Source organism: Ruegeria sp. CDSA089 (assembly GCF_059612205.1).
The window spans coordinates 192,568-205,955 of record NZ_JBXWQD010000007.1; the positions used below are offsets into that span (position 1 = coordinate 192,568).

Annotated in this window: 12 protein-coding genes; 9 read left to right on the top strand and 3 right to left on the bottom strand. The window is 60.6% G+C overall.

What is annotated here, in order from left to right; genetic code table 11:
* Position 1 precedes the first annotated feature (1 nt).
* The 3 genes from nirB to AC2FJ6_RS17185 are packed head-to-tail and all read left to right on the top strand — an operon-like array spanning position 2 to position 5,384.
* Positions 2–2,434, top strand: a complete 2,433-nt coding sequence (gene nirB, locus AC2FJ6_RS17175) for a nitrite reductase large subunit NirB (protein WP_170774980.1) — start codon at positions 2–4, stop codon at positions 2,432–2,434.
* On the top strand, positions 2,431–2,763 hold the full coding sequence (nirD, locus tag AC2FJ6_RS17180; protein ID WP_170774982.1) for a nitrite reductase small subunit NirD: 333 nt from the start codon (positions 2,431–2,433) through the stop codon (positions 2,761–2,763). The genes nirB and nirD overlap by 4 nt, the downstream gene beginning before the upstream one ends.
* Positions 2,760–5,384 carry a molybdopterin-dependent oxidoreductase gene (locus AC2FJ6_RS17185; RefSeq protein WP_170774984.1) on the top strand — a complete coding sequence of 875 codons (2,625 nt, stop codon included), beginning with the start codon at positions 2,760–2,762 and terminating at the stop codon, positions 5,382–5,384. Before nirD ends, AC2FJ6_RS17185 begins: the two co-directional genes overlap by 4 nt.
* 2 nt (positions 5,385–5,386) lie before the next feature.
* Here the strand turns inward: AC2FJ6_RS17185 and AC2FJ6_RS17190 are convergent, their stop codons facing one another.
* A complete protein-coding gene (locus tag AC2FJ6_RS17190) occupies positions 5,387–6,478 on the bottom strand; it encodes a Gfo/Idh/MocA family protein (RefSeq protein ID WP_170774986.1) in 1,092 nt (363 codons plus the stop codon).
* 12 nt (positions 6,479–6,490) lie between these two features.
* Positions 6,491–7,201, bottom strand: coding sequence for a GntR family transcriptional regulator (locus AC2FJ6_RS17195; protein WP_170774988.1), 711 nt, complete (start codon positions 7,199–7,201; stop codon positions 6,491–6,493).
* A gap of 108 nt (positions 7,202–7,309) precedes the next feature.
* Here AC2FJ6_RS17195 and AC2FJ6_RS17200 point away from each other — a divergent pair, with 108 nt between their 5' ends.
* From AC2FJ6_RS17200 to AC2FJ6_RS17225, 6 genes are read left to right on the top strand one after another with little or no spacing between them, the layout of a single operon-like run.
* Complete coding sequence (locus AC2FJ6_RS17200; protein ID WP_170774991.1) at positions 7,310–8,464, top strand: LLM class flavin-dependent oxidoreductase; 1,155 nt, start codon at positions 7,310–7,312, stop codon at positions 8,462–8,464.
* Positions 8,464–9,354 (top strand): aldo/keto reductase, encoded by an 891-nt coding sequence (locus AC2FJ6_RS17205; RefSeq protein WP_170774993.1) that lies wholly within the window; start codon positions 8,464–8,466, stop codon positions 9,352–9,354. The genes AC2FJ6_RS17200 and AC2FJ6_RS17205 overlap by 1 nt, the downstream gene beginning before the upstream one ends.
* Positions 9,354–9,869: a flavin reductase family protein gene (locus AC2FJ6_RS17210; RefSeq protein ID WP_170355478.1), complete on the top strand. Its 516-nt coding sequence runs from the start codon at positions 9,354–9,356 to the stop codon at positions 9,867–9,869. The genes AC2FJ6_RS17205 and AC2FJ6_RS17210 overlap by 1 nt, the downstream gene beginning before the upstream one ends.
* Before the next feature lie 53 nt (positions 9,870–9,922).
* A complete protein-coding gene (locus AC2FJ6_RS17215) occupies positions 9,923–10,510 on the top strand; it encodes a TRAP transporter small permease (RefSeq protein WP_170774995.1) in 588 nt (195 codons plus the stop codon).
* Positions 10,511–11,800 carry a TRAP transporter large permease gene (locus AC2FJ6_RS17220; RefSeq protein ID WP_170774997.1) on the top strand — a complete coding sequence of 430 codons (1,290 nt, stop codon included), beginning with the start codon at positions 10,511–10,513 and terminating at the stop codon, positions 11,798–11,800.
* 25 nt (positions 11,801–11,825) lie between these two features.
* A complete protein-coding gene (locus tag AC2FJ6_RS17225) occupies positions 11,826–12,887 on the top strand; it encodes a TRAP transporter substrate-binding protein (protein ID WP_170355481.1) in 1,062 nt (353 codons plus the stop codon).
* A gap of 30 nt (positions 12,888–12,917) precedes the next feature.
* Here AC2FJ6_RS17225 and AC2FJ6_RS17230 read toward each other — a convergent pair whose 3' ends face one another.
* Positions 12,918–13,388 carry a tetratricopeptide repeat protein gene (locus tag AC2FJ6_RS17230; protein WP_170774999.1) on the bottom strand — a complete coding sequence of 157 codons (471 nt, stop codon included), beginning with the start codon at positions 13,386–13,388 and terminating at the stop codon, positions 12,918–12,920.

Here is a 13,388-nt window from a genome sequence, read left to right on the forward strand (position 1 = left end):
CATGAAACAGAAACTGGTTGTCATCGGTGCCGGCATGGCCTCGGGCCGGGTGCTGGAGCACCTGACCGACGCTGCCCCCGATGCGTTCGACATCACCCTGTTCAACGCCGAACCACGCGGGAATTATAACCGCATCATGCTGAGCCCTGTGCTGGCCGGTGATCAGACCTATGAAGAGATCGTCACCCATGACGACACTTGGTACGCGGAGCGCGGCATCGCCTGTCGATTCGGCGAGAAAGTGGTCAAAATTGACCGTGATCTGAAGGTGGTCGAAGGCGAGTACGGCCATGTGCCTTACGACAAGCTGATCTTCGGCACCGGATCAAACCCCTTCATGATCCCGATGCCGGGGCATGATCTGGATGGTGTGATCGCATATCGCGATCTGGAAGACACCGAACAGATGATGGGAATGGGCGCGGGCAACAAGGTCGTCGTGATCGGCGGCGGCTTGCTGGGGCTTGAGGCCGCCGCAGGCATGGCCGCGCGCGGGGCTGATGTGACCGTGGTGCATATCATGGGGCACCTGATGGAACGTCAGTTGGACCCTGCCGCAGGGTATCTGCTGAAGAAATCGCTGGAAGAAAAAGGCATCACCGTTCTGCTGAATGCCAAATCGACCGAAATCGCGGGCAAGGATGGTAAGGCCCGGGCGCTGCTGTTGGAGGACGGCACGGAATTGCCCTGTGACCTGCTGGTGATGGCTGTGGGCATCCGCCCCAACACCGCGCTGGCGCAGGAGACGGGCCTTGCCGTAGGTCGGGGTATTCATGTGGACGATCAGATGATCACCTCGGATGCCGATATCTACGCCGTCGGCGAATGCGTCGAACATCAGGGCGAGGTCTTTGGCCTTGTCGCGCCGCTCTACGATCAGGCCAAGGTGCTGGCGCAGACCCTGTTGGGCGAAGAGGCCGCGTTCAAACAACGTTCGCTCTCGACCAAGCTGAAAGTCACCGGCTGCGACCTGTTCAGCGCCGGGGACTTTGCCGAGGGCGAGACCCGCGAGGACATCGTTTTCCGCGACCCCGCGCGCGGCGTCTATAAACGGCTGGTGCTGGAAGGCGACACGCTGGTCGGTGCGGTTATGTATGGCGACACTGGCGACAGCAACTGGTTCTTCGGCCTGATCCGCGATGGTGAGGACGTGTCCGAGATGCGTGAAACTCTGATCTTTGGCCCGGCCTATCAGGGGGGTGGCTCTGCGGACCCTCTCTCAGCCGTTGCAGCATTGCCGCCTGAGGCGGAAATCTGTGGCTGCAACGGCGTTTGCAAATCCGACATCACCGCGGCCATTGCAGATGGCGCAACCGATCTGGGCGCGATCCGCGCGACCACCAAGGCCAGCGCCTCCTGCGGGACGTGCACCGGACTGGTCGAACAACTGCTGCAGGTCACGCTAGGCGATGACTTCCAGATGCCAACCGCCCAGCCCGTCTGCGGTTGCTGTGACCTGACCCACGAAGACGTTCGCCGCCTGATCAAATCGCAGGAGTTGAAAAGTCAGGAGGCCGTCTGGCAGGAGCTGGGTTGGAAAACGCGCAACGGCTGTCATGTCTGCCGCCCGGCGATCAACTACTACCTGCTGGCTGACTGGCCGGTGGAATATCAGGACGACCCGCAAAGCCGTTTCGTCAACGAACGCAAACACGCCAACATTCAAAAGGACGGCACGTTCAGCGTGGTGCCCCGCATGTGGGGTGGCATCACCAACCCTGCGGAACTGCGCGCCATCGCCGACGCGGCCGAGAAATACGATGTGCCGACCGTCAAAGTCACCGGCGGGCAGCGCATCGACCTGCTGGGCGTGAAAGGCGCGGACCTGCCCTATATCTGGTCCGATTTGAACAAAGCCGGCCTGGTCTCGGGCCACGCTTATTCCAAAGGCTTGCGCACGGTGAAGACCTGTGTCGGCACGGATCACTGTCGGTTCGGTACGCAAGATAGCACCGGTCTGGGTATCAAGCTTGAGAAAATCCTGTGGGGGTCGTGGACGCCGCACAAGCTGAAGCTGGCGGTCTCGGGCTGCCCGCGCAACTGTGCCGAAGCGACCTGCAAGGATATCGGCGTTGTTTGTGTCGACAGCGGCTATCAGATCAGCATCGGCGGTGCGGCCGGCATGGACGTTAAGGAAACCGAACTGCTGGTACAAGTCCCAACCGAGGACGAGGCGATCGAGGTCGTGATGGCCGTCACCCAGGCCTATCGCGAGGGCGGCAAGTATCTGGACCGCTTGTACAAATGGATGGCGAAAGTGGGCCTCGACTGGATCAAGGAAACTGTGGTGGACGACCTGGACAACCGCCGCGCGCTGGTTGAGCGGTTTGAACTCAGCCAGTCCATCTACCGCAAAGACCCATGGGCCGAGCAGGCCAAAGAGGCCCCGCGCTTTGCGCCCATGGCCGATCTGACATTGGAGGCCGCAGAATGAGCTGGATCGACATCGGACATATCGACGATATCCCCCTGCGCGGCGCACGCGTGGTGAAAACGCCTGTGGGCTGCGTCGCCCTGTTCCGCACTGCCAAGGATGAGGTCTTTGCGGCCTCGGACACCTGCCCCCACAAGGGCGGGCCGCTCTCCGAAGGCATCGTGCATGGCCAATCCGTCACCTGCCCGCTGCACAATTGGGTGTTCGACCTGAACTCGGGTCAAGCACAAGGCGCGGACGAAGGCCAGATCGCCACCTACCCGGTGCAGTTGGACGGCGATCGCATCCTGCTGGACAGCACCTCGCTGGGGCAAAGGAGCGCCGCGTGAAAGACCTGAGTGCCTGCACCACACGCTCAACCTGCCCTTATTGTGGGGTGGGCTGCGGTGTTCTGCTGCAACCGGATGGCGCAGGTGGCCTGACCGTCACCGGCGACCCAGATCACCCGGCCAATCAGGGGCGGCTGTGTTCCAAAGGCTCGGCTTTGGCAGAAACAGTGGGTCTATCGCAACGGCTGCTAGCGCCCGTGGTTGCGGGCGAAGAGACTGGCTGGGACGACGCGCTGCAACTGGTCGCCGACCGTTTCCGCGACACGATCGCCGAACACGGGCCGGATTCAGTGGCCTTTTATGTCTCGGGTCAGTTGCTGACCGAGGACTACTATGTCGCCAACAAGCTGATGAAGGGCTTCATCGGCTCGGCCAATATCGACACGAATTCGCGGCTGTGCATGGCCTCGACCGTAGCGGGCCACAAACGCGCTTTTGGCACTGACACCGTGCCCGGAACCTATGAGGATTTAGACGAGGCCGATCTGGTCGTGCTGGTCGGCTCCAATCTGGCCTGGTGCCACCCGGTTTTGTATCAGCGCCTGATGGCGGCGCGGCAGGCGCGCGGCACCAGGATCATCGTGATCGACCCGCGCCGGACGGCATCGTGTGACAGTGCCGATCTGCACCTGCCTCTGGCAGCGGGCAGCGATGTGGCGCTGTTCAACCATCTGCTGACGCAGATCGATGCTGGCGGTTTGGTGGATGCGGATTTCCTGACCCACACCACCGGTATTCATGAGGCGCTGGACAGTGCGCTGGCCGATGATGTCTCGGTCACCGGTCTCGACACCGACGATATCGCGCAGTTCTGCCAGATGTGGATGGAGACTGAAAAGGTCGTGACGATCTTCAGTCAGGGTGTGAACCAATCCAGCGCGGGCAGTGACAAGGTCAACGCGATCCTGAACTGCCATCTCGCCACGGGGCGGATCGGCAAGCCCGGCTGCGGGCCTCTGTCGGTCACCGGTCAGCCCAACGCGATGGGTGGGCGCGAGGTCGGCGGTCTGGCCAATATGCTCGCCTGTCATCTGGATATCGAAAACGCCGATCACCGGGCCGCCGTGCGCGATTTCTGGTCGGCCCCGGCCATGCCCGAGGCCCCGGGCCTCAAGGCCGTGGACCTGTTCCGCGCCGTGGGCGACGGGCGCGTCAAGGCGCTGTGGGTGATCCACACGAACCCCGTGGTTTCAATGCCCGAGGCCGACGCGGTGCGCGATGCCATCGCGGCCTGCCCGTTCACCGTGGTCTCTGACATCACCGCCCTCACCGATACGGCGCGGCTGGCCGATGTGCTGCTGCCCGCCGCTGCGTGGGCCGAAAAAGACGGCACAGTCACCAATTCCGACCGTACGATCAGCCGACAACGTTCGGTCCTGCCCGCACCGGGACAAGCGCGCGCGGATTGGGACATTCTGGCCGAGGTCGGACGACGGATGGGATGGGCCTCGGCCTTCGATTATCAAACTCCCGGAGAGATTTTTCGTGAGTATGCAACCTTGTCCGGCATTGCCGCCAAGTTTGGACGCGATTTCGATATCTCGGGCCTCAGCGACTTGGATGCTGTGGGTTATGACGCTCTTCAGCCAACGCGCTGGCCTGTCACCGCCACGCGGCAGGGCGGGCGGTTCTTTGCGGATGGGCAATTCTATCACCCCGACGGCAAGGCGCGGCTTTTACCAGTTACATGGCGCGCGCCTGCGGCCAAAACAGAACCGCGTTATCCATTCTGGCTGAATACCGGGCGGCTGCGCGATCAGTGGCACACGATGACCCGTACCGGTCTGTCGGCGCGGCTGTCGGCCCACCTGCCCGAGCCGTTTTTGGACATTCACCCCGATGATGCGCGCGCCACGGGGATAAACCCCGCCGATCTGGTGCAGGTCGCAAGCCCGCATGGCACATCTGTCCTGCGGGCCCGGATTACCAGCGATGTCACACAAGGACAGGTCTTTGCGCCGATCCACTGGACCGGAGAAACCGCCCCTGCGGCCCGAATCGACGCCGTGGTCGCTGCGGCGACGGACCCGGTTTCGGGACAGCCCGAAAGCAAAGCGTCCGTGGTGAGCGTCACCCGCTTTGACGCCAAATGGTATGGGTTTGCGGTGTCAGATCGCGAAATGCGACCTTCGTGCGAATATTGGGCGCAGACCCCCACAAAACTCGGCTATCGCGCGGAGTTGGCCGGGATGGACACAATAGATGACTGGCAAACCGCCGCGCGTGATCTTTTCGGATTGCCCGAGGCGCAGATAACGATCGTCGAAGACCCAGCGCGCGGCATGGCGCGGCTGGCGTTTTACGAAGACGGACGATTGGTCGCTGCCTTGTTCATCTCTCCCGAGCCCGTGGCGGTGATGCGCGACTATCTGGCGACTCTGCCACAGGTGCCCGACCTGCTGTCAGGCTGGGCCCCTGCGGACCGGCCCGATCCCGGCCCTGTTCTGTGTTCCTGTTTCGACGTCGGTGTGAATACCATCCTGACCGCTATTGAGACCAAAGGACTGATGACCGTCGAAGCCATTGGCGAGGCCTTGCAGGCCGGAACCAATTGCGGTTCTTGCCGTCCGGAACTGGCGAGCCTGCTGGCGTCAGCACATCAGAAAGAGGCCGCACAGTAACCCTAGAACCGAACCGCCTCTCCGGTCTCCAGCGCCTGTTGCGCAGCCAGACCCATGCGCACAGCCCACATCCCGTCCTGCAGAGTCACTTCGGGGGCGGGTTTGTCGCCCCGCAGGACGGCTAGGAACTCTTGATGCTGATAGAAAGTAGACCCATTATGGTCACCCGCAGCCAATAGCGTTGGATCGACCGGAATATCCTTGGCAACCGGCCCTTTGGGATGGCGCGGGCTGACAATCAGTTGCGGCACCGGTGCATCGCCAAGATGCTCGGGCCAGAAACGGCCCGGTCCGGGCACCAGCGCCTCGATCTTCGCGTCCGGCCCGACGGCCGAGATCTCCTCCTGATACCGCGCGCCTTCGGCGAACATACACAGCTCCAGCATTGCTCGCGCGCCCGAGGCGAAGTCGACCATGACATAGCCATGGTCCAGAATGTCGGGTGTTTCTCCGTTATATGCCTCGTCCAAATGATTGACTGACTGCCCCCCGCTGGCTGTCACGCGCACAGGGTCTGATTGCAGGATCAGGCGCATGAGGTCGAAGAAGTGACAGCATTTCTCGACAAAGGTTCCGCCCGTATTACGGTTGAAGCGATTCCAGTTGCCGACCTTTTCCAGAAAAGGAAAGCGGTGCTCTTTGATGGTCAGCATTTTAACGCCGCCAGTCACCTGCGCCCCTTCAATTAAGGCCGCGATGGGCGGCATATAGCGATACTCCATCGCCACCCAGATCGGATGAGGGTAGTCGCGCTGGATGGCGTCAAGCCGCGCCGCATCTGCCGGGTCGGTGAACAGAGGCTTTTCGACCAGCAAAGGCAAAGGTCGCACCCGCGCGATCTGCTCGATCTGGTCCACGTGCAAATGATTAGGGCTGGCAATCACGATGCAGTCCAGATCATCTACGGCCAGCAGATCTTCGACCGAACCCACCATCTGCGCATCCGGTACAATCGTCTGCGCCGCCTTGGCCATCGCGGCGTCGGGCTCAAAGATCGCTGAGACGCGCGTACCTTCCAGCAACGCGATATTATGCAGGTGTTCCTGCCCCATCATGCCGCATCCGATCAGCCCGTAGTGGATGGTCCGGGTCATGCGCGTTTCCTTCTACTTCAGACGTTGGACATAGGTGGCCCGATCCGGGTCGAACCACGTTTTTGAAAACTCGACCGGTTCTGGCCCCTCGGACCAGCTGAACCGCTCAATATAACCGGCCGTTTCGCCAGCGGGTTTGGTGAAGGTCTCAGGCGTCCACTGGGGCAGCGCACGGACCGAAACCCGATCCTCAGCCCGCGTGATCCAGAACCCAAGCTGCTGTTGGTAATAGCGATAAAGCGAATCCGAAAGCAGCGTCTGATCGACCTTTCCGGCGGACTCATCCAGCCAGATTTCCTCGACCGCGATGATTGTGTCATTCAAATAGCGCATCCGGCGCACTCGCGAGCCTGTGGTCGAGGTGCCAAACTCCGGCAGATCGGAGGGTTTTTCCAGATGATCCACCGACAGGATATCCGCGCGCGGCAGCCCCCCGCCCTCGGGCAGCTCCAGCCGGAACATCGCATAAACGCTGTTCTGCGTCCCGGTCTCGCGGATGTAATTGCCCGAGCCTTGGATACGCTCCAACATCCCTTTTTTCTCAAGCTCCGCCAGCGATTTTCGCAGCGTCCCGACCGAGACATTGAGATTCGCAGCCATGTCCCGTTCGGGCGGCAAACGCTCGCCGTCGATCAGCCGACCCGCGGCAATGTCGCGGATAAGAAGCTCGGCGATCTGCACATAGATCGGCAGCGCGTTGGGGTTGCGGCTGTTGGCAGTCATTTTCGGAGTGCTTCACCGAGTCGCAGAAAAAATTGATACACTATTGATCTACATCAAAGTGATTGCTACGCAAGAGGAAAGTCAAAAGATGCACGGAGAACGAATCAAATGACCATCGTCCCCATCACATCCCCCGATCTGGATGCGGCCGAGGTTTCGTGGTTCGCCGCGTTGTGCTCAGACGATTATCAGTTTCTGGGTGTCCCGGATGGTGACCTCCGGTCGAGTTGGGAGCATTGTTCCGGCATCGTCCGCGAGGCCGAGGCGCAAGGGTTCCGAAACATCCTGTGCCCGTCTTCTTATCAGGTCGGTCAGGATACGCTGAGTTTCGTGGCAGGCTGCGCGCCGATCACGGACCGGATAAACCTGCTGGCTGCTGTGCGTTGTGGCGAGATGCAGCCGATCATGCTGGCCCGCACCATTGCGACGCTGGATCACATGCTGCAAGGGCGGCTGACGGTGAATATCATCTCGTCCGATTTCCCCGGCGAAAAGGCCGACAGCGCGTTCCGCTATCAGCGGTCCCGCGAGGTGGTCGAGATCCTCAAGCAAGCCTGGACACAGGATGAGATCAACCATGCGGGTGAGGTCTATAACTTCTCGGGCCTGACCACCGATCCGGCCAAGCCTTATCAGACCGGCGGTCCACTACTGTATTTTGGAGGCTATTCTCCGTCCGCTTTGGACCTTTGTGGCGAGCATTGCGACGTCTACCTGATGTGGCCCGAAACCAAGGATCAACTGGCCGAGCGGATGAAGGCCGTTCACGCCGTGGCTGAAAACTACAACCGCACGTTGGACTACGGCCTGCGCGTTCACATGATCGTCCGCGATACCGAGGCTGAAGCGCAGGAATATGCGGACTACATCGTTTCGAAGCTGGATGACGAATATGGCCGTGCGATCCGGGAACGGGCGCTGGATTCGACCTCTCTGGGCGTGGCGCATCAGGCAAAGAACCGCGATCTGGCGGATGAGTATGGCTATGTAGAACCGGGCCTGTGGACAGGTGTTGGCCGCGCGCGCTCGGGCTGTGGGGCAGCTTTGGTCGGATCGACCGATCAGGTGATGTCCAAGATCGAAGAATATCGAAAGATGGGTATCCGCGCTTTCATCTTCTCAGGCTATCCGCACATGGATGAGGCCAAGCATTTCGGGGCCCGCGTCCTGCCTAATCTGAAAACCTGCTCGCTGCCCGAAAAATACGGGCGCGTGCCTGCAAAAACCCCGGCCACCCCGCTGGGCGCCGGAGTTCGCCGCTGATGCACCGTGTGAAACTATCCAACACGCTGGAACTGAGCCGCATCGTTTATGGCATGTGGCGTATCGGGGATGACGATGACACCTCGGCCGCGCATGTCGAGGCCAAGATACAGGCTTGTCTGGATCAGGGGATCACCAGTTTCGATCAGGCGGATATCTACGGCGACTACACGGCCGAAGGCATTCTGGGTGCCGCCCTGCGCGCCAACCCGGCCCTGCGGTCAAAGATGGAGATCGTCACCAAATGCGATATCGTCGCGCCCTGCGGACGGTATTCGGACGCGAAGGTCAAGTACTACGACACCTCGCGCGCGCATATCCTGAAATCGGTCGAAACCTCTTTGGCCGAGATGGCCATCGACCACATAGACCTGTTGCTGATCCACCGTCCTGATCCGTTCATGGACCACGTTGAGACCGGCGCCGCGCTGGATGAGGTGGTCGCCAGCGGCAAGGTGCGCGCTGTCGGCGTGTCGAATTTCCGCCCGTGGGACTGGAGCCTGCTGCAATCGGCCATGAACACGCGTCTGGTCACGAACCAGATCGAGCTGTCTCTGGGCCGGATCGACCCATTCAGCAATGGCGATCTGGCTTTTCATCAACAGCATAACCAACGCGTAATGGCGTGGTCGCCTTTGGGGGGCGGGTTGCTGATGGCAGGAAACCCTCCGGTCGGAGTAGTGGCCGATGAGATAGCTGCCGAATTCGGTGTGGATCGAGCGGCAGTCGCCATCGCTTTCCTATTGGCGCACCCCGCAGGAATTCTGCCGGTTATGGGCACGAACAGTCTGGACCGGATCAAAAGCATCTCGGACGCATTGAAAGTAAATCTGGATCGCGAAAGTTGGTTCCGCCTTTACGAGGCGGCGCTGGGGCATGAGGTACCATGATGAACGCAATCTCAAAGGACATCACTCACACATTCGTCCCGCATAAAGATGACACCCGCACCTTGCGGGACGCTTTTGGCAAGTTTGCGACCGGCGTGACTATCGTCACCTGTGACAGCGACGATGGTCCGGTCTGCATCACCGCCAACAGCTTTTCATCGCTGTCGCTGGACCCCCCGCTGGTGATGTGGGCCGGAGACCGAAATTCGCGCCGGTTCCCCTATTTCCACAAGGCGCGCCATTTCAGCGTGCACGTGCTATCGTCGGAGCAGGCCGATCTGTGTTTTGGCTGCTCTAAAGACGCGTTCGCCCTGCGGGATATCGACCACGACCGCTGCGGGAACGGAACACCTCTGCTGCCGGATTGTCTGGCGCGGTTTGAGTGTGAACAGCACGCCTATCACGATGCAGGCGATCACGTGATCGTGGTGGGCAAAGTCCTGAAAGTCAGCATGGCGGACGGAGACGCGCTGACATTCTACGCCGGGAAACTCGGCCAATTTGCGCAGCACTAAGCGCGATTTGACGACCGCGGGACAAACCTGCGGCTGAACAAGGGAGGATCCGCATGGGCGGACTGGCAACGGCGCTTGCGCCGATTGCATTCGTGAACGAAACCGTGCTGCGTTTGGGCCGCGCGGTTGGTGTCGTTGCGATTGCATTGATGGTGATCGCAATCCTGATTCAGGTGTTCTTCCGATACGTTTTAGGCAACGCCCTACCCTGGCCGGACGAAGCCGCGCGCTTCTGCATGTTGTGGATGACCGGATTGATGGCCCCTACCGCGTTTCGGCGCGGCGGGTTTGTCGCCATTGATATGCTGCCCATGATGCTGCCGCGCGTTATTGGCCAGCTTCTGATGCTGTTTCTACTCTTCGTCTCGCTGGTGGTGTTGGCCGTCGCAGTGAATATCGGCTGGTCCGAGGTTACGGGCTTTGGCGGACGCTTCGCCACGGCGGCGCTCTATGTTCCGACCTCGCTGGGCTTTGACGAGTGGTACCGCGTTCCGCGCAGCTGGATGATGGCATCGTTGCTGGTGGGGGTATTCCTGCTGCTGGTCGTCAATATCGAGCTTATCCTGCGGTCGATCGTCAAGATGATGGGCGGCGGAGACCTGCTACCCGAAATCGCAGATGCACCGGTGGGGGCTGAATAGATGCTGATCTGGTTCCTGCCCACCTTCTTGATTTTCCTGATGATCGGCCTGCCGGTCTTTTTCGCACTTCTGGCCGCGCCCGGCATTTTGCTTTGGCTGAACGGCCAAACCAACGACATCACGCTGCTGTACCGGAACGTCTATAACGGTATGGACAGCTTCCCGTTGATGGCGATCCCCTTCTTCATGCTGGCCGGAGAGTTGATGAACCGTGGTGGCATCACCATTCGTCTGGTCGAGTTCTCTCAGGCCCTGATGGGGCACCTGCGCGGCGGTCTGGCCCATGTGAATGTCCTGAGTTCGATCCTGTTTGCCGGCCTGTCGGGCTCGGCGGTCGCCGATACCTCGGCACTGGGCTCGATGCTGATCCCAGCGATGGAGAAACAGGGCTATACCCGCCGCTTCGCCGCTGCGATCACAGCGGCCAGTTCGGTGATCGGGCCAATCATTCCGCCCTCGGGCATCATGATCATCTATGCCTACGTGATGGGTGAAAGCGTGGCCGCCCTGTTTTTGGCAGGCATTGTTCCAGGCGTGATGGTTGGCGTCGGCCTGATGCTGATGATCAAAGTCATGGCCGACAAATACGACTTCCCCGTCGCCAGCCGCAAATACACATGGGGCGAGCGTCGTCAGGCCAGTCTCAAGGCGTTCTTCCCGCTGCTGACCCCCGTTATCATTCTGGGCGGGATCCTCGGCGGCATCTTTACTCCGACCGAGGCTGCTGCGGTCGCTGTGGGGTACGCCTTCATCATCGGCTTCTTCGTCCTGCGCACGCTGACCCTGAAAGAAGTGCCCGAGATCCTCAGCAATGCGGGTCTGACCTCCGCGGTGGTTTTGCTGCTGGTGGGCGCTGCGATGGCATTCAAGACCGTGGTCAGCCTTAGCCACGCGCCTGAACAATTGGCGGCACTGATCCTTGGCCTGTCGGAAAATCCGCTGATCCTGCTGTTCCTGATCAACCTGCTGCTGTTCGTCGTCGGCATGTTTCTGGATGCAGGCCCCGCGATCATCATCCTTGGCCCCATCCTTGCGCCCATTTTCACAAGCCTCGGCGTAGACCCGATCCATTTTGCTATTATCATGAGTGTCAACCTGACCGTCGGCCTAGCCACTCCGCCCATGGGGTTGGTCCTGTTCGTGGCCGCCGCTGTATCGCGCGAAAAGGTCGAAACCATTGCCAAGGCGATCCTGCCGTTTCTGGCTGTCGAAATCATAGTGATCTTCCTGATCACCTATGTCCCCGCACTATCCATGACGATCCCGAGGATAACGGGATTTGCAAACTGAACTGAGTATCACAGGGAGGAAACGAATGCTCAGAGACTTCATCAAAACCGCTGCGGTGGCCACCTCGCTGGTGGCCGCATCCGCACTAGCTGCAACGGCTGCTGATTACACCCTGCGCGCCACAGCGAACTCAAACGAAAACGACGAAGACTATGATGGTCTGATCGTCTTCAAGAACTACGTCGAGGCTGCCTCGAACGGTGCCATCGAGGTCGAATTGTTCATCGGCACCCAATTGTGCTCGAACGGGGCCGAGTGCCTGCAAGGCGTGGCCGACGGTACGATCGACATCTATATCTCCACTTCGGGCGGCGCGTCAGGCATCTTCCCCTACGTGCAGGTTCTGGACCTGCCCTATCTGATGGCCGATGACCGCGTGGCCGAGCATGTTCTGTCAGGCGATTTCACCCGCAAGGTCCGCGACATGGCGCTTGAGGATTCCGGTGGCGCGATCCGTCTAATGACCATCGGCAACACCGGCGGCTGGCGCAACTTCGCCAACACCCAGCGTCGCATCGCTGAGCCAGCCGATATGGAAGGTCTGAAAATCCGCACCGTGGTCGCAGACCTGCCTCAAGAGCTGGTCAAGGCACTTGGTGCATCGCCCACCCCGATCCCATGGCCGGAACTGTTCACCAGTTTCCAGACCGGCGTGGTTGAAGGGTCCAAGAACGGGATCACTGACATCATGGGGATGAAATTCCCCGATGCCGGCCTGCAATACGTGACGCTGGACGGCCACGCCTATATGGGCGCGCTGTGGTGGATGAATAACGCCAAGTTCCAGGAGATGCCCGAGGACATGCGCCGCGTGGTGGTCGATGGGTTCTATGCTCTGCAGCAGGCCACCTTTGCCTCGCCCAAGCGCAAGTCGATCCAGGCCTATGAAGATTTCGTCGCCGGTGGCGGGGATCTCTATGTGCCGACACCCGACCAGAAAGCTGCGTTCAAAGAGGCCGCAACGCCGGTTTATGACTGGTTCCAGTCCAACGTGGCCCGCGGGGACGAGGTGTTCAACGCCCTGACCGAAGCGGTTGCAGCAGCCGAGGCCGATATCAACGCCTCTCGCGATGCGGATCTGAACTAAGCGAAAGGGGCCGGGCGCTGCGTCCGGCCCTTACCGAAACGGGTACATCCACCCTTTGTAGTCGTTGACCAGAACATGCGCTCTTTCAATCTGCTCCGGCGACATTTTCTTGACCACTTCCTCAAGGCTGATCGCCGCATCGGGATCACCGCCAATCGCGCTGAGCGTGTACCACATATACGCCCGCACCAGATCGGGCGCGGGCATGCCCAGACCCAGCTCATAATACCAGCCGACACCCGACTGCGCCCCCGGATGCCCCTTCATCGACGCACGCAGATACCAGTCAAAGGCCCGCTCGTAATCCTGCTCGACCCCCAGCCCAAGGCCGTACATGACGCCGATCAGTTCTTCGGCCTCGGCATTGCCGGACCGGGCCGCTGGCAGCAGTTCCTCACGCGCGGCCGCAAATTCACCCGCTTCCATCATGTCGCGCGCTTGCTCCAACTCGGCCAGCGTCGGGGTCGCAAGAAAGCAAAGGGCAAATACAAGCTGGCGCAT